Source organism: Mycetocola sp. CAN_C7 (genome assembly GCF_015752285.1).
Taxonomy (GTDB): domain Bacteria; phylum Actinomycetota; class Actinomycetes; order Actinomycetales; family Microbacteriaceae; genus Mycetocola_A.
The window spans coordinates 33,737-56,819 of sequence record NZ_JADOUY010000004.1 but is presented as its reverse complement, the minus strand read 5'-3'; the positions used below and the strand labels follow the sequence as shown (position 1 = coordinate 56,819).

16 protein-coding genes are annotated in these 23,083 nt (G+C 63.5%); 1 reads left to right on the top strand and 15 read right to left on the bottom strand.

Annotated features, from left to right (window positions below):
* Positions 1-2: 2 nt before the first annotated feature.
* The 12 genes from IWX78_RS09615 to rpoB form a co-directional block, all read right to left on the bottom strand.
* On the bottom strand, positions 3-896 hold the full coding sequence (locus tag IWX78_RS09615) for a prepilin peptidase (protein ID WP_196833324.1): 894 nt from the start codon (positions 894-896) through the stop codon (positions 3-5).
* Positions 896-2,689 (bottom strand): hypothetical protein, encoded by a 1,794-nt coding sequence (locus IWX78_RS09610; RefSeq protein ID WP_196833323.1) that lies wholly within the window; start codon positions 2,687-2,689, stop codon positions 896-898. The genes IWX78_RS09615 and IWX78_RS09610 overlap by 1 nt, the downstream gene beginning before the upstream one ends.
* Positions 2,686-3,384: a PilW family protein gene (locus IWX78_RS09605; RefSeq protein WP_196833322.1), complete on the bottom strand. Its 699-nt coding sequence runs from the start codon at positions 3,382-3,384 to the stop codon at positions 2,686-2,688. Before IWX78_RS09605 ends, IWX78_RS09610 begins: the two co-directional genes overlap by 4 nt.
* A complete protein-coding gene (locus IWX78_RS09600; protein WP_334684703.1) occupies positions 3,381-4,763 on the bottom strand; it encodes a prepilin-type N-terminal cleavage/methylation domain-containing protein in 1,383 nt (460 codons plus the stop codon). Before IWX78_RS09600 ends, IWX78_RS09605 begins: the two co-directional genes overlap by 4 nt.
* A 108-nt stretch (positions 4,764-4,871) precedes the next feature.
* A complete protein-coding gene (locus IWX78_RS16370) occupies positions 4,872-5,303 on the bottom strand; it encodes a type IV pilin protein (protein WP_334684674.1) in 432 nt (143 codons plus the stop codon).
* 179 nt (positions 5,304-5,482) lie between these two features.
* A complete protein-coding gene (locus IWX78_RS09590; RefSeq protein ID WP_196833320.1) occupies positions 5,483-6,712 on the bottom strand; it encodes a type II secretion system F family protein in 1,230 nt (409 codons plus the stop codon).
* On the bottom strand, positions 6,713-8,416 hold the full coding sequence (locus IWX78_RS09585; RefSeq protein WP_334684673.1) for a type IV pilus twitching motility protein PilT: 1,704 nt from the start codon (positions 8,414-8,416) through the stop codon (positions 6,713-6,715).
* 100 nt (positions 8,417-8,516) lie between these two features.
* Positions 8,517-10,187, bottom strand: coding sequence for a GspE/PulE family protein (locus IWX78_RS09580; protein ID WP_196833319.1), 1,671 nt, complete (start codon positions 10,185-10,187; stop codon positions 8,517-8,519).
* A 135-nt stretch (positions 10,188-10,322) separates the two neighbouring features.
* Entirely contained in the window at positions 10,323-10,958 is a 636-nt protein-coding gene (locus IWX78_RS09575; RefSeq protein ID WP_196833318.1) for a hypothetical protein, read from the bottom strand.
* A 155-nt stretch (positions 10,959-11,113) separates the two neighbouring features.
* Positions 11,114-11,803: a hypothetical protein gene (locus IWX78_RS09570; protein ID WP_196833317.1), complete on the bottom strand. Its 690-nt coding sequence runs from the start codon at positions 11,801-11,803 to the stop codon at positions 11,114-11,116.
* Between the two features lie 147 nt (positions 11,804-11,950).
* Positions 11,951-15,832, bottom strand: coding sequence for a DNA-directed RNA polymerase subunit beta' (locus IWX78_RS09565; RefSeq protein WP_196833316.1), 3,882 nt, complete (start codon positions 15,830-15,832; stop codon positions 11,951-11,953).
* Positions 15,833-15,877: 45 nt separating this feature from the next.
* Entirely contained in the window at positions 15,878-19,369 is a 3,492-nt protein-coding gene (rpoB, locus tag IWX78_RS09560; protein ID WP_196833315.1) for a DNA-directed RNA polymerase subunit beta, read from the bottom strand.
* Between the two features lie 389 nt (positions 19,370-19,758).
* On the opposite strand from rpoB, the gene IWX78_RS09555 reads away from it, so the two are divergent.
* Positions 19,759-20,718, top strand: a complete 960-nt coding sequence (locus tag IWX78_RS09555) for an endonuclease domain-containing protein (protein ID WP_196833314.1) — start codon at positions 19,759-19,761, stop codon at positions 20,716-20,718.
* 78 nt (positions 20,719-20,796) lie between these two features.
* Here the strand turns inward: IWX78_RS09555 and IWX78_RS09550 are convergent, their stop codons facing one another.
* Genes IWX78_RS09550 through IWX78_RS09540 form a run of 3 tightly spaced genes read right to left on the bottom strand, consistent with a single transcriptional unit; the run spans position 20,797 to position 23,026 of the window.
* The gene (locus IWX78_RS09550) at positions 20,797-21,660 is read right to left on the bottom strand and encodes a biotin-dependent carboxyltransferase family protein (RefSeq protein WP_196833313.1); all 864 of its coding nucleotides are present in this window, start codon (positions 21,658-21,660) and stop codon (positions 20,797-20,799) included.
* The gene (locus IWX78_RS09545) at positions 21,657-22,274 is read right to left on the bottom strand and encodes a 5-oxoprolinase subunit B family protein (RefSeq protein ID WP_196833312.1); all 618 of its coding nucleotides are present in this window, start codon (positions 22,272-22,274) and stop codon (positions 21,657-21,659) included. The genes IWX78_RS09550 and IWX78_RS09545 overlap by 4 nt, the downstream gene beginning before the upstream one ends.
* Positions 22,271-23,026, bottom strand: coding sequence for a 5-oxoprolinase subunit PxpA (locus IWX78_RS09540; RefSeq protein ID WP_196833311.1), 756 nt, complete (start codon positions 23,024-23,026; stop codon positions 22,271-22,273). The genes IWX78_RS09545 and IWX78_RS09540 overlap by 4 nt, the downstream gene beginning before the upstream one ends.
* Between the last annotated feature and the right edge of the window lie 57 nt (positions 23,027-23,083).

Here is a 23,083-nt window from a genome sequence, read left to right as displayed (position 1 = left end):
ACCTAAGCCACACCGAGCAGCGAGAGGTAGGAAGTCCATAGTGTGTTGCCGGCGAAGATGCCGACCCAGGCGCCCGCGAGCATCCACGGGCCGAACGGGATGCCGCTCTTGCGGCCCGCCTTTTTCGAGAGCAGAAGGGCGATCGCGTAGATGCCGCCGAGGAAGAACGCGGCGAATGCCCCGACGAGCAGCGCTCCCCAGCCGACGAAGCCGAGGTAGATGCCGAGAACGCCGGCGAGCTTGACGTCGCCGAACCCCATGCCGCCGGGGTAGAGCATCGCCAGCAGGAAATACGCGGCCCACAGCGCGGCCATCCCGACTGCAGCACGAATCAGTGCGTCGATGTCACCGTTCAGGATGCCGGCAGCAGCGAGCAGAACGCCGCCGACGAGATAACTCGGCAGGACGATCGCGTTCGGGAGCTTGTGCGTGTCGAGGTCGATGAGGGCCAGCGAGACGCTGACGCCGGCGAGCCACAGGAACGCGACGAGGATGAGGACGCTCGCTACGGTCTCGCTGGTCGAGCTGACACCGATGATCGAGCCCACGCCGGCGATAGAGCTTGTCGAGACCGCCGGTGCGGCCGCCACCCACCACCAGACCGCAACAACGGCGAAAAACACTCCGACACCGGCCTCGACGAGCGGGTAGCGCGCTGAGATCGGCTCGTGGCACGAACGACACTTGCCCCGAAGTGCCAGCCACGACAGCACCGGGACGTTGTCGTAGGCCTTGATCTCCGAGCCACAGCCCGGGCACGCGCTCGGCGGGGACACGATGGACATGCCGGCGGGCACTCGGTACACGACGACGTTGAGGAACGAGCCGATGAGCAGGCCGAGCACACCGATGAAAGCAGCAAGGACCACAGTGAGGGAAGTGAGTCCAGCGTCCATCAGCCGGCTCCCCCGTTCGCGTTGAAGGCCGCTCCTACGCTGCCGATCTGACTGACTCCGTACGTCGTCGATGTCGGCGACAGGAATTTTGGTGGTGCTGTAACTCGAAGCCTCAGGTCGTAGTTGTACTGCTTGTCGTAGCCGGTGTCGCCCGTTGTCGCCACCGGACCTCTGAACTTTTGTGCAATCGCACCGTTCACCGTCAACGTGCCCCGCTTACTCGACCCTTTGTCGTAGTTCTGGGCCAGGAATGAATGCGCGACCGCGAGGACGGCCGCGTTGATCGTGCGGTTCTTCTCAAGCGCGAATTTCGATTCGGCGCAAACGGATGTCGGATTTCCGCGCCAATCCGTCTGGTATCTGGTGCATTCAATCGGGTTCCACACCCACACAGAGTTTCCGCCGACCAGCCCGAGGATGTCGTTCCCGGCATCCGTGTAAAGCACGTCGTCAACCACATAGACGTAACTCTGCGCAGCGATCGTCATTGCACCTTTGATCGTGCCCTTGACGTAGACATCGCCGCTTCGGCACCCGTAGTGCACCGGGTTCACCGCCGCTGCCGCGACTTCGTTCTTCATCGGATACTGGGAGGTGGCGGCACCAGTCGAGAACACCCATCCGCCCTTGGTCGTATTCGAGTCGCCGTTCGTGCAGACGAAGTTGGATGGATACGTTCCGGGCGCCGTGCGGTTGACATCGCCGATCGTTGTGGGCACATCCTGCACGTACACGAGGTTCTGATCGATGACGTCGATGGTTGCGCCCCCGGCCGACCCGAGCTGACCGGTGTTCGTGCCGGGCTGGCCGCACTGTGCGGGATTTGTACCTGAGGCAGAAGCGGCACCGGCGACGTTCGTGTATTTCGAGTACGGCGATTTGACCGTCATCGTCCCGGTGCTGGACATGGTGATCTGGGTCGGACCGGTATACAGGCAGCCTGGCCGCGGAACGTCCTGAGTCGTCAGATCCGACCTGGTCTCTCGCTTCATTTCCGCGTTGGTTGGCGGCATCGGAAGAGTCTGTCCGGTTTTGGGTGCGCCTGCTTCGAACGTCGGGCTCGAGCAGGCTTTCTCATAATTGGGAGTCCTGTTGTTTGCCGTCGTCACTTCGCCTTTGAACGTTCCGCACAGACTCAGAGTGTCGTTCGAGTGCATCGGCCCGTTGATCTCGTCGTTCGCGGCGAACTGGATCTTCGTACAGCTGTTGGGAACGTCCCAGCTGTAGGTCGGAGTGCAGCTGGCGCCGCCCATGCTGGGGTCGCGAACCTCGAAGTTGGTGAAGTAGAGAAAGTCGATGAACCCCTTCTGTTTGAGGTCAGCAACCACGGTTCTCGTCGAAGTCCCGACCCGACCTGTGGACCGGAGAGTCAGGATGCCGCTCGCTGAATAGCGAGAGTTGTCGACTTCGTAGCGGAATGAGGCTAGGCCATCGCTGCCCGGTACTGTCGCCCAGGTGTCTGCAACTCCGACCCCGAACGCAGGATTTACCGGAGCCGACGGAAGAGCGACGTTGCTCGCGGATGTCGACGAGAAGGTGGATGCCGGGTTGCCGTATTTACTGTACGTACTATCGTTCGCGAGCCGGTTCTGATATTCCTCGACACCGGCGTAAGCAGCGGCAAGCGCTGCGTTCCAGTCCTCACTTGTCTTAGAACTTCGCGCCCCGCTGACGGCTATCGTGATCGCGGTACCGGCGACCATCATCATCACGGCGCCGAGGACGATCACCATGACGAGTGCTGCACCCTCCTCCCCCTTCAGACGAAGGAATCGTGCCACTGAGTATTTCATCCGGTCCTGACCTCTCCCAGATTAGGGAGACCGATCGTGTTGACCAGTTCGATGATCTCGCCGGTCGCTCCACCTTCCGCCTCGACGCGCATCGTGATCGTGATCGACCGGACCTTCGCCAGGTTTGCAGCGGTCAACTTGTTGTCTGTCCCCATCGCCAGCCTATTTCCCAGACTGTCGAGGTACGTGAAGAGCGGAGTGCCGCCCGCTTCGGGGATCAGGAGTGAACCGCTGAGGTTCCGGGATGTGACGGCCACGCCGGTTGGCCAGGTGTAATACCCGTCGGTGACAGAGGCTGTCCACCGGTGCTCGATGAGTTGACGCTTCGCATTGACGGTGAAACCGACTCTGACGGGCACCAGCATCGAACCCGACGAATCGAGCACGGAGTGGATGGTCAGCGATTCCGGTGCAGCCGACACGAACGCGGGCTGCGGAACGATGTTGTTCTTCACCGGCACCGTCGCCCCGTTTCGCACGACCTGGGCCAGCTCGTTCATGGCGTTGGACGCGGTTTTGCTGCTCGCATCGATGCCTTGACTGAGCGCAGCAGCATTGGTGATGCTCATGAGAAGCGATACGACAATGGTCATCACGATCGACAGCAGCAACATCGACACCACGAGTTCCACCATCGTGATCCCTCGTTCTGCGTCTTTCTTGAGTGAAGCCAGACGTGTGCGGAGCGGGATCATGGTGCCACCGCCCGAGGGTCGAGCACGAAGACGCTGGAACCAGTGGCCGGCTGTGCAGATGTCCGCACGGTCACTCGAGTGGTTGTAAGGGCGATCGGCGAACGACCATCGGCGTGCGTGCTGGTGTACAACCTCCACGACCCGAAGGGAAGGCCGACGGTGATGAGGGAGTTCGAGTTGGTCGGAATGATCTGAGCCGCGAACGAATAGGTCGCCGGCTGCGCGCAAGCGGGCTGGCCGGTGGGAGACACGACTGTCGATGTCACCCGTTCTGCGAAAAGGTAACGAGACCCGTTGCTGTCACCTTTGACGGTGACGACGCCAACCGGCACATCGATGTCTGCGCTGGACGGCGGCGTCGCGGCAACGAGGCCGGGAAGCTGACCCGTCCGCGGCGGGACAACACTTTCGTCATCGAGCCAGGCCGTCGGGTCTACGACGGTGCAGGGCTTCGTCGCGGTCTCCACAGCGAAGGCGCCGGTCACCATCTGGTATCCGGCCGGCTGCGGGAACAGGCTCATGGAGGACGAGAGGGAACGCACGACGGGAACACCTCCGCCGAAAATACTGGACTCCACGGTGGTTGGAACTGCAATGGCGTTGGGCAGAGCGGCGGCAGGTGCGGGCGTTGCTACGTATTTGACGTTGTAGGTGGCCGCCGTGTCGTATGCGAAAGCTGCGGCGGTCGACTGGCCAGCCAGCACTGTGACCGACAACGTGGGCGAGGGACTGTGCAGGTTGTCGACGTTTCCGGCCTTGGCGATGGCGACCTTGTACGTGCCGGGTACCACTTTGAGAAGGTAGCTACAGCCGTCGGCGTCGGTTTTCGGAGGCGTCGTGGTGATCGCTCCTCCACTCGCGGTAGCGACCGCGCTGATCGTCACGTCTGGCGTCCCCTGCCCGGACGCCGCCTTGACCGACACGAGAATCGTTCCGGTCGTCGGCTCGTTGATCCGACTACCCGGCGTGAGCAGCGTGTCCGACCGAACATCCGCGCCTGGATTCCCCGCCCATTCCACCTTGACGTTGACGCGCTTGTATTGCAGTGCTCCACCGGCGCTGCTGCAGCTGACGTCCGTTCCAGCGGTGGAGACCCAGGAGGTCGACCGTCGAACGGTGAACGTGGTGCCGTCGACGGTCTTCGTCGTGCTCTTGGTCAGGACCTTGAATACATCCTCGTATGAGCGCACGAGGTCGATCTCGCTTGCAGCGAGGTTGGTCGCAGCGACGCGGGCCCGAGAGCCAGACGTCATTGAGAGCACACTGGTCACCGACACCGAAATACCGGCGGCAATCAGCGCAAAGATCATCATCGCCACGATGAGTTCGATGAGGGTGAGACCGCTGTCGCGTTCGTGATCAGGAAAGCTGGCTCTCATACGTCGCACGGCGGTCACCTCCTTCGGGTCAAACGAACCATGTGCTAAAAGAGTGGGGCGGCGCCCTCCGGCGCCGCCCCACCAACGTTCAGTTCAGCTCGGGAAATATCAGGCGCACTCGCCAGGCTCAACGCCGGCGTCATGCGTCACCCTGAACCACACGTCCGTCTCGCCGCTCTGAGCGTCGATGCAGAAGTCAGTGGGGGTCGAGCCGGCAAAGACAGTCGGAACCTGCCCACCGGTGTAGTTTGCGCTCGCGGTGTAACCCTCATCGGTCAGGGTCGCGAGATCCGGGATCGTTGTAGCGTCCGGGTTGTTTGTGTAGTTCGTTACTACCGCAATCTTCGAGTTGCTGAGGTCAGACTGAACAGCACTATCTTTTGCACTGTTCTGAACACCGATGTAGATCGGGATGGCGATCGCGGCGAGCACGCCGATGATGATCACGACAACCAGGAGCTCGATCAGGGTGAAGCCCTTTTCTTTCTCCTGGATGGCCTTGTAGCGTGCCGCGAGTGCAGCGGTGATGCGAGAAACCATGAGGCTTTCCTTCTGATTGAGGGGTACTGGCTGGGTGCTTCGGGAGAGCCTGAATGGCCTGCCGGTCTCTGACTTTAGGGGAGCCGACTCGCGGGTAAAGACACGCCAACGGGGGTGAAATGAGCATTTCTCGCCCCCAGAGCGGGGGCTGAGCTACATTAAGCTGAGAAAACCTCAGATTATTGCATCAATGTGGCAATGTTGAAGACAGGCAGGTACAGGGCGACGATCATGCCGCCGACCACGATGCCGAGGAAGGCGATGAGCAATGGCTCGATCAGCGAGGTCAGCTGATCCGTCATCGTCTTCACCTCCTGGTCGTAGAAGTCGGCGATCTTGTCGAGCATCTGCTGCAGCGCACCGGAGTCTTCTCCGACGGCAACCATCTGGATGACCATCGGTGGGAAGACGGACTCTTCGGCGAGCGGGGTCGCGATCGATTTTCCCTGCCGTACGGAGTCCTGAACCTTCTTGAGAGCCTCTTCGATGACGTAGTTGCCGGAGGTCTCCCCCACGATCTGCAGCGACTGCAGAATCGGAACGCCGGCCCCGATCATGTCGGCGAAGTTGCGCGAGAAGCGAGCAACCGCGAGCTTCGTCATAAGCATCCCGAAGACCGGCATCTTGAGCTTCAACGGGTCGAGCGCCTTGCGCACTGCGACCGTGTGTTTGTTCTTCTTCCACCAGATCGAGCCGACGATCGATCCAACGACAATCACAGGTCCGAGCCAGATCATCTGCTCAGACAGAGTCACGAGAATCTGGGTGGGGAGAGGCAGGCTCCCGCCCATGCCCTCGAACATGTCTTTGAACACCGGCACGATGAAGATGAGCATGCCGGCGACCGCGAGGACAACCATTCCCACGACGACGATCGGATAGGTCATCGCGCTCTTGATGCTGTTGCGAAGCTCCGACTCTTTTTCGAAGTTCTTGGCAACGGTGTCGAGTGCCTTGTCGAGGAATCCGCCGGTCTCCCCCGCCTTGACCATGTTGATCATGATCGGCGGAAAATCGCGGTCGTGCTTGCGCATCGCTTCAGAAAGCGACATGCCTGTCTCGACGTCGTCTCTCACCGTGACGAGGATCTTGGCCAGCGGCTTCGACTCCGTCTGCTCGGCCAGAATCGACAGCGTGCGCATCAGCGACAGGCCGGCGCTCGTCATGGTCGACATCTGCCGGCTCATGATCGCGAGGTCCTTGAGCGTCACTCCTTTGGAGAACCCGGGAATCGTGATTTCGCGACTCAGCCCCGTGCCGTCCGGGGCAGCATCGATCGAGACCGGCGACAGACCCATCGTGCGAAGTCGAGCGGCAACGGCTGCTTCGCTCGTGGCATCCACCTTGCCCTTGACGATCTTGCCTGCCGCATCACGGCCCTTGTATGCGTACCCGACTGTGGTGGCCATCTATCGCTCCAGTTTCGCCGAGTACGAATCTCCAAAATCGATTCCGGATGCCTGCATGGCGCGCGTGGACTGCTCGGTCGGCGACTGCGTACCGTGCAGCATGCGCTGGAAGCCCTCAGGATCGTGCGCCTTGGCCTCCGCGGCCTGGCGGGTCACCCGGCCGCTGTTCACGAGCTCAGCGAGGTGCTGGTCCATCGTGTGCATGCCGAGTTCCTTACCCGCCTGCATCGCAGAGAGGATCTGGTAGGTCTTGCCCTCGCGGATGAGGTTCGACAGCGCGGGGGTGATCACCATGACCTCCGTCGCAACGACCCGGCCCGAGCCACTGGCCTTGGGAACGAGGGTCTGGCTGACCACACCCTGCAACGTTCCGGCGAGCTGCGTGCGCACCTGGTCCTGCTGGTGAGACGGGAACACGTCGATGACACGGTCGATCGTCTGCGCGGCATCCTGCGTGTGCAGTGTCGCGAACACGAGGTGGCCGGTCTCAGCCGCTGTCAACGCCACCGAGATCGTCTCGAGGTCCCTGAGCTCACCGATGAGGATGACGTCGGGGTCCTGCCGCAGCACGTGCTTGAGCGCATTGGCGAAGCTGTGCGTGTCAGCCCCGACCTCACGCTGGTTGACGATCGACTTCTGGTTCTTGTGCATGAACTCGATCGGGTCTTCGACCGTCACGATGTGGTCGGCCCGCGTGCGGTTCACGAGGTCGATCAGGCCGGCCAGGGTGGTCGACTTTCCGGAACCGGTCGGCCCGGTGACGAGCACGAGTCCACGCGGCAGCGCCGCGAATCGGCTCACCGAGTCGGGCACACCGAGGTCGCTCAGCCGCTTGATCTCGGTCGGGATGAGGCGGAACGCCGCCCCGATCGCACCGCGCTGGAGGTAGTAGTTGACGCGGAAGCGACTCTCCTCCGTCAGCGTGTGCGCGAAGTCGAGTTCGAGGTGCTCCTCGAACATGCCGAGCTGTTTCTCGTTGGCGATGGCTCGAAGCTCGGCGTTGATCTTGTCGCGCGACCAGGGGCGGGCACCGTCGATCGCTTTCAGCCCGCCGTTCACGCGGATCATCGGCGGAGCATCCGCTGTCACGTGAAGGTCGGATGCGTTGAGGCGCACGACCGTGTGCAGCGCCTCGGCGAGAGTCACATCATGAAGCGGCGTGGGCTCCGGCTCGGCCTGCCCGTAGCTGGAGCGACCGGCCGCAGCCGCGGCATCCTGTTGCTGCCGGTTCAGTTCGCTGCGGCTCAGCGGCTGCTCGGTCGGTGCCTGCTCGGTCGGTGCCTGCTCGGTCGGTGCCGAGTACGACGAAGCTGGCGCGGTGTATGCAGGCGGAGCAGCGTAGGCGGGCGGAGCCGGAGCAACGGCGGGCGCTTCCGTCGGGGCCAGGTAGGTCGGCAGCGCAGGCTCGCTGAAGCTGCTCCGGCGGTACGCCGGCTCGGCTACGGGGGCTTGAGGCGCTGCGGTCGCGTCGAACCCTGACGGCACGACGGGCTCTGCCTGCCGCTGAGTCCAGGCCTCGGCGCGCGGCTCGGCAACGGGTTCCCCGCGCCTGGCCGGCTCGAGACCGGCGGAGAAGGTGGATGCTTCGAGGTCGGGGAGCGCCGCAGACGCATCGGCTCGGCTCCGGCGGCGGATACCCGGGGTCCAGCCGTCGACACTCGCTCCAGGCGGCAGGATCGGGATCTCGTAGATTGGGTCGCTCAAGCGTCACTCCCTCTGTGTGCTTTTTGCTGTCTGTGCAGGTATTGCGTGTGGTGCTGGGTGTTACGGATTGCGGTATTGCGAGTTGGAGAACTGTGTGGCACTAGACGACGACCCGGAGGATCTCTTCCAGCGAGGTGAGCCCCATGGTCGCCTTGGTGAACCCGTCCTCGCGGAGCGTGAGCATGCCCTGCTCGCGGGCGACCCGGCCGATCTCGGCGCTCGACTTGCGTGCAACGGCCAGGCGTTCGATCTCTTCGGTCACGGTCATGACCTCGTGGAGCGCGAGCCGTCCGCGGTAGCCGGTGTTGGAGCATTGCTGGCAGCCGACCGGCCGGAACAGTCCCGGCATCCGCCTGCTGATCTCCACCTGCGGAAAACGGAGCCGCGCCAGGTCCTCCTGCGAGTACTCCGCAGGTGCCTTGCAGCGGTCGCAGAGCCGTCGAGCGAGGCGCTGGGCCACGACACAGTCGAGGGCAGAACCCACGAGGAACGGCTCGATGTCCATCTCGGTCAGCCGCACAACGGCGCTCGGAGCGTCATTGGTGTGCAGCGTGGACAACACGAGGTGACCGGTGAGCGACGCTTCGATGGCGATCTGCGCGGTCTCGTGGTCACGGATCTCACCGAGCAGAACGACATCCGGGTCTGACCGCAGAATCGAGCGCAAGGCACTCGCGAAGGTGAGCCCCGCCTTCGGGTTCACCTGCACCTGGTTGATGCCCTTCATGCGGTACTCGACCGGGTCCTCGACGGTGATCACATTGATCTCGGGTCGCGCCACCGAGTTGAGTGTCGTGTACAGCGTGGTGGATTTGCCCGACCCGGTCGGGCCGGTGACGAGGATCATGCCGTACGGCTTCGTGTACGAGGCCTTGTACGCCTCGAAGTTGCGGTCGAGCAGCTGCAGGTCGCGCAGGTCGAGACTCGTGTTCGAGTTGTCGAGAATACGCATGACGACTTTCTCGCCCCACACCGTCGGCAGCGTGGCAACACGAAGGTCGATCTTGCGCCCGCCGTGCATGACCGACATGCGGCCGTCCTGCGGTTTACGTCGCTCGGCGATGTCGATCTCGCTCATGATCTTGAGCCGGGAGATGACACCGTTCTGAATGCTCTTCGGCGCGCTCTGCATCTCGTGCAGCACCCCGTCGATGCGGTACCGCACCCGGAGCTCGTACTCGCCCGGCTCGATGTGGATATCGGAGGCGTTGTCCTGGATCGCCTGTGACACGAGCAGGTTGACGAACCGCACGATCGGGGCTTCGTCGTCGTGCGCATCGCCGATGGCGAGGTCGGACTCCTGGGGCGCGTTCTCTTCTTCGAGCGTTGTCGTGAGGTCGCTGAGCTCACCGTCGGCACGGAGGTAGCGGTCGATGGCGGCGAGGAGGTCGGCGCGTTCGGCGAGCACCGGTTGGACCTGCAGGTGGGTGGCAGCCCTCACGTCATCGATGGCGAACACGTTGCCCGGGTCGACCATGGCGAGCCTGAGCACTTTGTCGTCGAGACCGATCGGCAGCACGTCGTGGCGTCGGCAGAGCACAGAGGGCACGAGGGTGACGGCGGTGCGGTCGACCGGATACTCAAGCAGTTCGACGAAGCCGATGCCGGCCTGGGTGGCCCGGGCCCGCGCCAACTGAACGGGTGTCACGAGCCCCTGAGTGACGAGGCCGGTGATGGCCGACTCGTCGTCCGCCTGGTTCCTCGACACTCTCTCGAGTTGATCGAACGGCAGAATGCCCTGAAGAATCAGGGTTTCCATAATGGATGCCATCTCGATCACCTCCGGGTACGGGCAGCCTTGCAAAACTATCTGCGAGGCCTTCGAACGGCACAGTCCCCCGTTGGGGATTCCGCTCCCCCCTTTCGCGTCACCCGGATGCGCGGTGTCGGGTCGAGAGAGTCGGCGTCAGCCCCAGAGCGCTTCGATCATGTTCTCGGTGTACCCGCGTACCGGTGCATTGAGCCAGAACGTCGACAGCCAGACGTCATCACGGAGAAAATGCGTCTCACCGAGCAGATTGCCCTCGGTCTCCTCGCGGGTGACACAACGGGTGCCCTCCTGCTGCTCGGTGCAGTCGAAGTCACCGTTCTCGAGAATCGCGATCGCCTCGGCGGACTGCTCGGCGGTCACCTTCGCCACGGCGGTGACGATGCCGGTACCGCTGGCACCGCCCCACGTGCACTGCAGAAAGTTCGTCGACCGAAGAAGCTCTTCGAGTTCGTCGGTGTTCGAGAAGTTCGGATCGGTCATGGTCGGGTCGTTGAGCGGCGGATAGTCCGACTGCAGCCCTTCGAACATCTGCGGCAGGTACATCTGCTCGCAGTCGGCGGGGATCACGATTCCGACGGGCTGTGCGCCGCCCTCGGTCGACGGGGTCGGCCGTGGGGCGCTTGCCTCAGCTGACGGGGTCGACGGGTCATCGGGGGTCGCGGTTCCACCACAGCCCGAGAGAAGAGCGGCGGTGAGCGCGGCAGCGGTTCCGAGCAGGCCGAGCCGTGCCCGGCTGCGCCGAGCGGTCGTGCGAGACGTGGTGACTCCCATGACTCCCCCGTTTCAGAACTTCGTGTGTCTTTTGACAACATAGTGTCGCCACGGAAGCCTACCGGCGCGCGATCAGAACGAGAAAGCGGGCGCGGGATGCGGTCGCGTAACGATCGAACGGATGCCGTGATGCGGCATCCGTTCGTCGGCGACCGTCAGCCTTCTGTAGATCCCCAGAGAGTGTCGATGATGTCGTCGTTGTATCCGACGATGTCGATGTTGGCCCAGAATGCGGCGATCCAGATGTTGTCGCGGAAGAAGTGTTCTTCGCCGAAGACCGGACGCCCGTTGTCGGGGTTCGTGCCGAGGACGATCGAGCATGCCGTTCCTTGTCGGTGCACCACGCAGTCGTAGCCCTCCTCCTCGAGCAGGAGGATGACGCGCCCGGACTCCGCAGCCGTGACGTCGGCGATCGAGCTGAGAATGCCCTCTTCTCCGGCAACAGCCCAGGTGCACCTCAGCTGCGGCAACCCAGCCCGCAGCTCTTCGACGGCCGCGTAGTCCGTGATTCGGGAGTCTGCAACGGACTCATGGTTGAGTGGGTTCCAGACGGATTCCGACCGAAGGGCGAAGTATTCCGGACTGAACGCGTCCTCGCACTCGTCGGGAAGCGCGATTGCCGCTGGAACCGTCGTGGCTGACGGCGACGGCGCGGCAGACGGAGCCGCTGATTCCGTCGGCGACGGTGACGACGATGCAACGGGCTCAGCGCCGGCACCGCGCGTCGCGAAGAACACTGCGACCGCTGCGGTCACCACGGCCAGAACGACGGCCACGATGATGAAGAAGGTGCGGCTGCGGCGAGACGAACCGGCGGGGCGTGTGGGTGGGCCTGCTGCGGTCATCGCGCGCCTTCTGTCGGAGGATTCGACGCAACACTAGCGCTAGGGGACAACCAAACATCGCAGGTCAGGTCACAATTACGTATCGCCTGCTCCGCAAAAAAGGCCCCGGCTCAATGCCGGGGCCTTTCTCGTCAGTTCAGTACAGGATTAGTTGTACGTCCCCGGGGTGAAATCGTCGTTCGAGAAGGTGTCGAAGTCGACGAAACCCAGATCGGACTCGTCGAACACACCGTCCGTTGCGAAGATGCGGTTCGGGTAACGCTCAGCCTTGGCTTCTTCCGTCGCCTCGACGGTGACGTTGCGGTACTTGCCGAGGCCGGTACCTGCCGGGATGAGCTTTCCGATGATGACGTTCTCCTTGAGGCCGAGAAGCGGGTCGCTCTTGCCCTCCATGGCGGCCTGCGTGAGAACGCGGGTCGTCTCCTGGAACGAGGCGGCAGACAGCCACGACTCGGTCGCAAGAGAAGCCTTGGTGATACCCATGACTTCCTGGCGGGCGGATGCGGTCTTCTTGCCTTCGGTGAGCGCAGCGCGGTTCAGCTCGTTGTACTTCATCCGGTCGACGAGCTCACCGGGAAGAAGTCCGGTATCACCGTGGTCGACGACAGTCACCTTGCGGAGCATCTGACGAACGATGACCTCGATGTGCTTGTCGTGGATCGGCACACCCTGCGAGCGGTAGACGCCCTGGACGCCACCGACGAGGTGCTTCTGCACTTCGCGCACACCGAGAACCCGGAGAACTTCCTTCGGGTCGACGGCACCGAGGTGCAGCGGCTGACCGAGCTCGACGTGCTGCCCGTCCTCGATGAGGAGGGTCGCACGCTTGAGCACCGGGTAGATCACTGCCTCGTCGCCGTTGTCCGGCGTGAGGATGATCTTGCGGCTGCGGTCGGTGTCTTCGATGGTGACACGTCCAGCAGCTTCCGCGATCGGCGTCGCACCCTTGGGGGTACGGGCCTCGAAGAGCTCCTGCACACGGGGAAGACCCTGCGTGATGTCATCAGCGGATGCCGAACCACCGGTGTGGAAGGTACGCATCGTGAGCTGGGTTCCCGGCTCACCGATCGACTGGGCCGCGATGATGCCGACGGCCTCTCCGATGTCGACGAGCTTTCCGGTGGCGAGTGAACGGCCGTAGCAGGCTGCACACACACCGACGGCGGACTCACAGGTCAGGACCGAGCGCACCTTGATGCTCTCGACACCGGCCTCGACGAGCTTGTCGATGAGAACGTCTCCGACGTCCGAACCGGCCTCCGCAACCACGGTGCCCTTCGGGTCGATGGCGTCAGCGGCGAGTGAACGGGCGAACACGGAGTTCTCCACGTTCGCGTCACGAACAAGCGTTCCGGTGGAGTCGACAGCAGCGATCGCGAGCTCGAGGCCCTTGGTCGTTCCACAGTCGTCTTCACGGATGATGACATCCTGCGAGACGTCGACGAGACGACGCGTGAGGTACCCGGAGTCTGCGGTACGCAGTGCCGTGTCAGCCAGTCCCTTACGAGCACCGTGGGTTGCGATGAAGTACTCAGCAACACTCAGGCCCTCGCGGTAGGACGAGATGATCGGGCGAGGGATGATCTCACCCTTCGGGTTGTTCACCAGGCCTCGCATACCCGCAATGTTGCGGATCTGCAGCCAGTTACCACGAGCACCCGATGTCACCATGCGGTTGATCGTGTTGTCCTCGGGGAAGTTCGCCCGCATGGCCTCTGCAACCTTTTCGGTTGCTTCGGTCCAGATCTTGATGAGCTCCTGGCGACGTTCGGCGTCGGTGGTCAGACCCTTGTCGAACTGACCCTGGACCTTCGCTGCCAGCTTCTCGTAGCCCTGGACGATCTCGCGCTTGTTCGGCGGGGTGAGAACGTCGCTCAGTGCGACGGTGACGCCGGAGCGGGTTGCCCAGTGGAAGCCGGCATCCTTGATGTTGTCGAGCGTTGCCGCGACAACCGTCTTCGGGTACCGCTCAGCGAGGTCGTTGACGATCGCTGAGAGCTTGCCCTTGTCAGCGACGTCCTCGACGTACGGGTAGTCCGCCGGAAGCGCCTCGTTGAAGATGGCGCGACCGAGGGTCGTCTGAACGAGGGCGACTCCACTGCCTTCATAGCCTTCGGGGGCGAGGCCCTTACCGAAGGTGATGTCGTGCAGGCGGATCCGCACCTTGGCGTTGAGGTCGAGCGACTTCTGGTCGAACGCGAGAATTGCTTCCGCGATCGAGGAGAAGGCACGGCCTTCGCCCTCGACACCATCCTTGAGGGTAGTGAGGTGGTGCAGGCCGATGATCATGTCCTGCGTTGGCAGGGTGACCGGGCGACCGTCAGACGGCTTGAGGATGTTGTTCGAGGCCAGCATCAGGATGCGGGCTTCGGCCTGGGCCTCAACAGACAGCGGCAGGTGCACAGCCATCTGGTCGCCGTCGAAGTCGGCGTTGAACGCAGCACAGACGAGGGGGTGAAGCTGGATGGCCTTACCCTCGACGAGCTGAGGTTCGAATGCCTGGATTCCGAGGCGGTGCAGCGTTGGTGCACGGTTCAGCATGACCGGACGCTCGCGGATGATCTCTTCGAGAACGTCCCAGACCTCGGGGCGGCTGCGCTCGACCATACGCTTTGCGGCCTTGATGTTCTGAGCGTGGCTCAGGTCGATCAGTCGCTTGATAACGAACGGCTTGAACAGCTCGAGAGCCATCTGCTTGGGCAGACCACACTGGTGCAGCTTCAGCTGAGGACCGACGATGATGACCGAACGACCCGAGTAGTCGACGCGCTTTCCGAGCAGGTTCTGACGGAAGCGACCCTGCTTTCCCTTGAGCATGTCGCTCAGGGACTTGAGGGCACGGTTGCCGGTACCGGTGACCGGACGACCACGGCGACCGTTGTCGAACAGTGCGTCGACGGCCTCCTGAAGCATGCGCTTCTCGTTGTTGACGATGATCTCGGGGGCACCGAGGTCAAGCAGTCGACGCAGACGGTTGTTGCGGTTGATCACACGACGGTACAGGTCGTTGAGGTCGGAGGTCGCGAAGCGGCCACCGTCGAGCTGAACCATCGGGCGCAGCTCAGGCGGGATCACCGGGACGACGTCGAGGACCATGGCGGCCGGCGAGTTGCCGGTCGACAGGAACGAGTTCACGACACGGAGACGCTTGATGGCGCGGATCTTCTTCTGACCCTTGCCCTCGGCGATCTGCGTGTGCAGGAGTTCGCTCTCGGCGGCCAGGTCGAAGCTCAGCAGACGCTTCTTGATGGCCTCTGCACCCATGAACGCCTCGAAGTACAGGCCGAAACGGTCCTGCAGTTCGTGGAAGACGGCATCCTCAGGCTTGAGGTCGCCGACCTTGAGCCCACGGAAGTCGTCCCAGACGCGCTCGAGGTGAGCGATCTGCTCGTCGTACGACTTGCGGGCCTGGCTCATCTCCTTCTCAGCGGCGTCCTTGGTGCGACGCTTCTGGTCAGCCTTGGCGCCTTCTGCCTCGAGGGCAGCGAGGTCGTCTTCGAGCTTCTTCAGACGGTCGGCGATGCGGGAGTCCCGCTGGTCGCCGAGGGTCTTGATCTCGAGGCGGATCTCGTTCTCGAGTCCTGGCATGTCCTGGTGACGAGCATCCTCGTCAACGGAGATGACCATGTATGCAGCGAAGTAGATGACCTTTTCAAGGTCTTTCGGAGCCATGTCGAGCAGGTAGCCCAAGCGCGACGGGACGCCCTTGAAGTACCAGATGTGGGTGACGGGCGCTGCCAGTTCGATGTGGCCCATGCGCTCGCGACGGACGGAGGACTTGGTGACCTCCACGCCACAGCGCTCACAAACGATGCCCTTGAAGCGCACACGCTTGTACTTGCCACAGGAGCATTCCCAGTCACGGCTCGGGCCGAAGATCTGTTCGCCGAACAGACCGTCCTTCTCGGGCTTCAGGGTGCGGTAGTTGATGGTCTCGGGCTTCTTGACCTCACCATACGACCAACGACGGATGTCGTCAGCGGTAGCCAGGCCAATGCGAAGCTCGTCAAAAGTTGTTACGTCGAGCAATTTCTCTCCTAAAGAAAGGTCTCTGAAATCTTCTGTTGGCCAGGCTTAGATCTCGTCGATTGACGAGGACTCGAACCTGGAGGAAATGTTGATTCCGAGTTCTTCCGCAGCGCGGAAGGCGTCGTCGTCGGTGTCTTTCAGGCTGACCGCGGTGCCGTCGGCAGACAGCACTTCCACGTTCAGGCAGAGCGACTGCATTTCCTTGATCAGAACCTTGAAGGACTCGGGGATACCGGGCTCCTGGATGTTCTCACCCTTGACGATGGCCTCGTACACCTTCACGCGGCCGAGGATGTCGTCGCTCTTGATGGTGAGGAGTTCCTGGAGCGCGTATGCCGCGCCGTAAGCCTCGAGGGCCCACACTTCCATCTCACCGAAGCGCTGGCCACCGAACTGTGCCTTACCACCCAGCGGCTGCTGGGTGATCATCGAGTACGGTCCTGTCGAACGAGCGTGGATCTTGTCGTCGACGAGGTGGTGCAGCTTGAGGATGTACATGTAACCGACCGAGATCGGCATCGGGAACGGCTCACCGGAGCGGCCGTCGAACAGGTTGGCCTTTCCGCTGGAGCCGATGAGACGGTCGCCGTCACGGGTGACGGTGGTCGAGTCGAGAAGACCGGCGATCTCTTCCTCGGATGCGCCGTCGAACACCGGCGTCGCAACTTTGGTACCCGGGGCAGCTTCGTGCGCTTCTGCCGGCAGGTTCTTCGCCCAGGTCGGCTTGCCTTCGACCTTCCAACCCTGCTGAGCGATCCAGCCGAGGTGGAGTTCGAGGACCTGGCCGAAGTTCATTCGACCCGGGATACCGAGCGGGTTGAGGATGATGTCGACAGGGGTTCCGTCTTCGAGGAACGGCATGTCTTCGACAGGCAGGATCTTCGAGATGACGCCCTTGTTGCCGTGACGTCCCGAGAGCTTGTCACCCTCGGTGATCTTGCGCTTCTGGGCGATGTAGACGACGACGCGGCGGTTGACGCCCGAGCCGAGCTCGTCGTCACCGTCTTCGGCGTTGAACTCCTTGACGGCGATGATCGTTCCACGCTCGCCGTGGGGCACCTTCAGCGAGGTGTCGCGAACTTCGCGGCTCTTCTCGTTGAAGATCGCACGGAGCAGACGCTCTTCGGCGGAGAGCTCGGTCTCGCCCTTCGGCGTGACCTTTCCGACGAGGATGTCACCTGGACGGACTTCGGCGCCGATGCGGATGATTCCGCGCTCGTCGAGGTCCTTCAGGAGCTCCGGGCTGACGTTCGGAAGGTCACGGGTGATCTCTTCCTTGCCCAGCTTGGTGTCGCGCGAGTCGACTTCATACTCTTCGATGTGAATCGAGGAGAGAGTGTCGTCCTTCACCAGGTTCTGGCTCAGGATGATTGCGTCCTCGAAGTTGTGGCCTTCCCATGACATGAATGCCACGAGCAGGTTCTTTCCGAGGGCGAGCTCGCCATTCTCCGTCGCGGGGCCGTCAGCGATGACCTCGCCGGCCTCGATGCGGTCACCGGCGGAGACGATCACGCGGTTGTTGAAGCTCGTGCCCTGGTTGGAGCGGTCGAACTTGCGGAGGTAGTACTCCTGCGTTCCGCCTTCGTCGAGCTGGACGGTGACGACCTCGGCCGACACCTCCATGACGACACCGGACTTCTCGGCCGTGATCACGTCGCCGGCGTCGATGGCTGCGTAGCCCTCCATACCGGTTCCGACGATCGGCGACTCCGAACGGAGCAGCGGAACTGCCTGACGCTGCATGTTGGCACCCATGAGTGCGCGGTTCGCGTCGTCGTGCTCGAGGAACGGAATGAGGCTCGTCGCGACCGACACCATCTGGCGCGGCGAGACATCCATGTAGCCGATCTCACCTGCGGGGAAGAGGTCGACCTCTCCACCCTTACGGCGAGCGAGGACGCGGTCTTCGGTGAAGCGGCCGTCTGCCTTCAGCGGCGCGTTGGCCTGGGCGACGATGAAGTCGTCCTCTTCCATTGCCGTGAGGTAGTCGATGTCCTTCGTGACCAGTCCGTCGACGACGCGACGGTACGGGGTCTCGATGAAACCGAATGCGTTGATGCGGGCGAACGATGCGAGCGAACCGATCAGACCGATGTTCGGGCCTTCAGGAGTTTCGATCGGGCACATGCGGCCGTAGTGGGACGGGTGAACGTCTCGCACCTCGACGCCTGCACGCTCACGTGACAGACCACCGGGGCCAAGAGCCGACAGGCGGCGCTTGTGGGTGAGGCCGGCGAGCGGGTTGTTCTGGTCCATGAACTGTGACAGCTGCGATGTTCCGAAGAACTCCTTGATCGCGGCGACGACGGGGCGCACGTTGATCAGGGTCTGCGGGGTGATCGCTTCGATGTCCTGCGTGGTCATGCGCTCGCGGACGACACGCTCCATGCGGGAGAGACCGGTGCGGACCTGGTTCTGGATGAGCTCGCCGACGGCGCGGATACGACGGTTACCGAAGTTGTCGATGTCGTCGATGTCGAGGCGGATGTCGGCCTTCTTGCCGTCGCGCAGACCGGTGAAGCTGGTCTCACCCGAGTGCAGGCGAACGAGGTACTTGATCGTCTCGACGATGTCGTCGACGGTCAGGACCGAGTCGCTCAGCGGGGCGTCGAGGCCGAGCTTCTTGTTGATCTTGTAACGACCGACCTTGGCCAGGTCGTAGCGCTTGCCGTTGAAGTAGAAGTTGTCGAGGAGGGCACGGGCGGCCTCAGCGGCGACCTGCTCTCCTGGACGGAGCTTGCGGTAGATGTCGCGGAGCGCATCTTCCTTGGTGAGGATCGTGTCCTTCTCGAGGGTGAGCTCGATCGACTCGAAGCCCTTGAACTTCTCGAGGATGTCTTCGCTCGTCAGGCCGAGGGCCTTGAGGAACACGGTGACCGACTGCTTGCGCTTGCGGTCGATGCGAACGCCGACCTGGTCACGCTTGTCGATCTCGAACTCGAGCCAGGCTCCGCGGCTCGGGATGATGCGAGCGGAGAAGATGTCCTTGTCAGACGTCTTCTCCTGGTTGCGGTCGAAGTAGACACCGGGGCTGCGGACGAGCTGGGACACGACGACACGCTCGGTGCCGTTGATGATGAACGTGCCCTTTTCGGTCATGAGCGGGAAGTCGCCCATGAACACGGTCTGAGTCTTGATCTCACCGGTGAGGTGGTTCATGAACTCGGCCTCGACGTAGAGCGGAGCGGCGTAGGTCTTGCCACGCTCCTTGCACTCGTCGATCGAATACTTCTCCGGCTCCAGGAAGGGGCTGGTGAAGCTCAGCTGCATCGTCTCGCCGAGGTCCTCGATGGGCGAGATCTCCTCGAAGATCTCGTCGAGGCCGGAGTGAGTCGGCAGGTCCTGGCGGCCGGCCTTCGTGGCTTCTGCGACGCGTGATTTCCACACGTCGTTGCCCACGAGCCAGTCAAAGCTCTCGGTCTGCAAAGCAAGCAGATCCGGAACCGTCAGGGTGTCGGTGATCTTCGCGAACGACAGACGCGAAGCGTCGCGGCCGTTCTGGGGTGAGTTGGTGGATGCGTTGCGCGCAGCAGCCAAGGAAATAACCTCCGTGGGCCCTCGTACAGGCTCTAGTTACTGGTAGTAATGGAGAACTCGTCAAACGCCATCAAAAATGGTGCGTCTTTCTTGAGAAAGAAACACTGGCCGACCGCAATATGAAGGCATGGGGAACGTCTGGGAGCGCAAAGATCAACTATAGGCCTTCTGACGCGCCGTGTCCAGCACGATCCTTGACGAGCATCCGTCGCTGCGGTATAACACCCCGCGAGTTGCTGACTTTGCAGGGGTCCGAGGCCGTCAGGACCCTGCAAACCCGGCAACTCGCGGCCTTTTCTGTCCCCTGCACAGCGATCGTCGGCCAACCGTTGATTCACAGAAATTGCTCAGCGGAGGTTCGGACCACTGCGATCGGCGACGCTGTCGGCATGACTGCACGCAAACCACTTCCGACCGCTCTCGGTCGCGGCCCTTTCACCGTGGCCGATGCGCTTTCGCTTGGGGTAACGCGCGGCCGCCTCGGCGCCGCCGATCTCATGAAGCCCTTCGCCGGCATCCGCATGCCCACCCGTTCGCCCCTCGCTCCCCCGCAATCGCTCACCGACTGGATGATCGTCTTCTCCCGGCACCGCGAAGAGAATCTCGCCCTGTGCACCGCTTACAGGCTGCGGATGCCTGGCGGCGCCTTCTATTGCGGGCCGACCGCCGCGCTTCTCCAGGGGATTCCGCTCCCCTACCGCGTGTCATCTGATCGCCGGCTCCACATCGGGTTGCCTGACGATTGCCGCGCCGTACAGGTCATCGGCGCCATTGGACACAGCTACACCATCGACCCGCGGCAGGTCATCGCCGGTGACGCCGGGTGGATGACGTCACCGGAGCGAACCTGGTGCGACCTCGCTCGGGAGCTCCGCCTTCCTGATCTCGTGGCTGCGGGCGACTACCTCATCCGGCGCGACGATCCTCTGACATCGATCGGTCGCCTCGCCGATGCCGTCGCAGCCCAGAAGGGACAGCGGGGCGTCAAGAATTTGCGCCTGGCCCTGCCCCTTCTCAACGACCGTGCAGAGTCACCGAAGGAATCGATCCTTCGAATTGAGCTCGTCTTCGCAGGGCTGCCTGAACCTGAGGTCAATGTCGACGTCTTCGACGCGTCCGGGCGTTTCATCGCACGTGCCGACCTGCTCTATCGCCAGTACGGCCTGATCCTCGAATACGAGGGCCTGCAGCATCTTCTGGATCCCGATCAGTGGCAGCGCGACATCGAACGAGTCCGAAACCTCGAGGACGCGGGGTGGAGAGTGATCCGGGTGACGCAGGCGGATCTGAAGGACCCCCGCAATCTGATCGCCCGCATCAACGCGCACATCCGTGCTCGTGGCCTCTAGGCCCGCGAGTTGCTGGGTTTGAGGTGGTGGAGGTGCGGCGGGACCCCTCAAACCCAGCAACTCGCGATGAAGAAGCGATCAGCGAGCGTGCTTGAACCGCAGCCCCTGGCCAGGACGCACCTGCGCGAACACGTCGAGCGCAGCGGATGCCACGACCGCGATCACCGGATACCCACCGGTCACCGGGTGGTCGGCGAGCAGCACGGTCGGCTGCCCGGACGGCGCCACCTGGATGGCACCCGCGACCATTCCCTCACTCGGCAGCTCGCCGAGGTCGAGCCTCTCGATCGGCGGACCATCGAGCCGCGCCCCGACCCGGTTCGACGCGGCGCTGAGGGTCCAGGTCGTCGAGAACAGAGCCTCACGGGCGGCCGGAGGGAACCAGCTCTCGCGCGGGCCCACGTGCAACGGAACATCCACCGTTCCGAGGGACGGCGGACCCCACGGGGCGAAGTCGAGCCCTGGCACGGGCGCCGCCTGCTGCCGCCCGAAAGCGACCAGGTCGCCGTCGGCGACGGGCGCAGGGCCGATCCCCGCGAGCACATCGCGGGACCGCGACCCGAGAACGACGGTCGCGTCGATCCCGCCGCGCACCGCGAGGTAGTAGCGCACTCCCGCGCTCGCCTGACCGATCTCGAGCAGGCTTCCGGCCGTCACCTCGACCGGGTGATTCGGATCGATCGGATGCCCCGCCACGCTCACAGCGCCCCACGCGCCTGTGACCGCGATCCAGACATCAGTGTCGAACAGCGCAGAAAATCCACCGACCGTGATTTCGAGCCCGGCAGCATCCTCCGCATTGCCGACGAGCCGGTTGCCCAGCCTCAGCGCCCTCCGATCGAGCGCACCGGAACCGCTCACGCCGATCGCCGCGAATCCGGGCCGGCCGAGGTCCTGCACAGTGGTGAGCGGTCCCGAAGAGATCACGGTGAAGCCACTCATGACGCCTCCCGGAACCGCACGACGCGACCGGGCACGAGGAGCGCAGGCTCAGTCGCCGTCTCGTCCCACATCACGGCATCGGTGCTGCCGATCAGCTGCCAGCCACCGGGAGACGGGCGCGGGTAGACGCCGCTGAACTTCCCGGCGAGCGCCACGGAGCCCGCGGGAACCGTGGTGCGCGGACTGGTGCGCCGCGGCACGGTCAACCGCTCGTGGTCGGTCACGAGATAGCCGAATCCCGGCGCGAATCCGACGAAGGCCACGCGCCAGACGGATGCCGTGTGCAGGTCGACGACCTCCCGCTCGCTGAGCCGGAGCAGCGCCGCGACCTCCAGGAGGTCCTCCCCCGTGTAGTGAACGTCGATGGTCACCGGCTCCTCACCGACCCGGAATGCGGGCACGATCGGCATGGTCGTGCGGAGCCAGGCGGTCACCTGCTCCGATGCCAGCACGGCGGGATCGAAACTCACGAGCACGGTGCGAGCGGCAGGGACGATGTCGATCACACCGTGTGGCCGGCTGGCCAGCAGCCCGGCGTGCATGGCGATGACCGCGTCGAGGTCGTCGCAGTCGAGAAGAACGGCACGATCGCCGACCGGATGGACACCGCTCATACTGCAGCCCTCACCTCGACGCCGGCCGCGGCGAGCGCCCGCCGCACCGCGCGAGCCATCGCGACGGCATCGGTGGTGTCGCCGTGCACGCAGAGGGAGTCGACCTCGACCCGCAGAACGGATCCGTCGAGCGCGCGCACGGTCCCCTCGGTGACCATGGCCACCGCGCGTTCGGCAATCTCGCTCTCGCCGTGCAGCACCGCGCCGGGCCACTTTCGCGGTGCCAGCGATCCGTTGCGCTGGTAGGCACGGTCGACGAAGGCCTCCCGCAGGAACGGGAGCCCGTGTGCTGCCGCCGCAGCAGCGACCCGAGAGCCGGAGAGCCCCATCAGCGCGAGCCCGGGCGCGAACTGCGCGATCGCCGCGGCAACGGCATCCGCTCGCCGTTCGTCGTGGACGATGCGGTTGTAGAGAGCACCGTGCGGCTTCACATAACGGATGCGAGTTCCCGCCTTCTCCGCTGCGGTGGCGAGCGCCTCGAGTTGTTCGATGGTCTCGTCGATGAGCACGGCAGGAAGGATCTCGAGGTCCGCCCGGCCGAAGTGCGCCCGGTCCCGGTAGGAGACGTGGGCTCCGACGCTCACCCCGTGCTCGACGGCGAGCAGGCACGACGACAGCATCGTGTCGCCATCACCCGCGTGGAATCCGCAGGCGATGTTCGCGCTCGTGATCAGCGGAAACAGGGCAGCATCGTCTGCGGTCGGGACGCCATCCACCGTCTCGCCGAGATCGCAGTTCAGGTCGACCCGCATGCTCTCAGGTTAGCCGCGAGCGGTGTGCAGCGCAGCGGTGTTCCGAACCTCGCGAAT

Excerpts from the sequence above, each read along its gene's own strand:
- IWX78_RS09590 (WP_196833320.1), bottom strand. The coding sequence starts at position 6,712 with ATGGCCACCACAGTCGGGTACGCATACAAGGGCCGTGATGCGGCAGGC.
- IWX78_RS16370 (WP_334684674.1), bottom strand. The coding sequence starts at position 5,303 with ATGGTTTCTCGCATCACCGCTGCACTCGCGGCACGCTACAAGGCCATC.
- IWX78_RS09555 (WP_196833314.1), top strand. The coding sequence starts at position 19,759 with ATGACTGCACGCAAACCACTTCCGACCGCTCTCGGTCGCGGCCCTTTC.
- IWX78_RS09610 (WP_196833323.1), bottom strand. The coding sequence starts at position 2,689 with ATGAAATACTCAGTGGCACGATTCCTTCGTCTGAAGGGGGAGGAGGGT.
- IWX78_RS09545 (WP_196833312.1), bottom strand. The coding sequence starts at position 22,274 with ATGAGCGGTGTCCATCCGGTCGGCGATCGTGCCGTTCTTCTCGACTGC.
- IWX78_RS09600 (WP_334684703.1), bottom strand. The coding sequence starts at position 4,763 with ATGAGAGCCAGCTTTCCTGATCACGAACGCGACAGCGGTCTCACCCTC.
- IWX78_RS09540 (WP_196833311.1), bottom strand. The coding sequence starts at position 23,026 with ATGCGGGTCGACCTGAACTGCGATCTCGGCGAGACGGTGGATGGCGTC.
- IWX78_RS09550 (WP_196833313.1), bottom strand. The coding sequence starts at position 21,660 with ATGAGTGGCTTCACCGTGATCTCTTCGGGACCGCTCACCACTGTGCAG.
- IWX78_RS09580 (WP_196833319.1), bottom strand. The coding sequence starts at position 10,187 with ATGGCATCCATTATGGAAACCCTGATTCTTCAGGGCATTCTGCCGTTC.
- IWX78_RS09615 (WP_196833324.1), bottom strand. The coding sequence starts at position 896 with ATGGACGCTGGACTCACTTCCCTCACTGTGGTCCTTGCTGCTTTCATC.
- IWX78_RS09605 (WP_196833322.1), bottom strand. The coding sequence starts at position 3,384 with ATGATCCCGCTCCGCACACGTCTGGCTTCACTCAAGAAAGACGCAGAA.
- IWX78_RS09570 (WP_196833317.1), bottom strand. The coding sequence starts at position 11,803 with ATGACCGCAGCAGGCCCACCCACACGCCCCGCCGGTTCGTCTCGCCGC.
- IWX78_RS09575 (WP_196833318.1), bottom strand. The coding sequence starts at position 10,958 with ATGGGAGTCACCACGTCTCGCACGACCGCTCGGCGCAGCCGGGCACGG.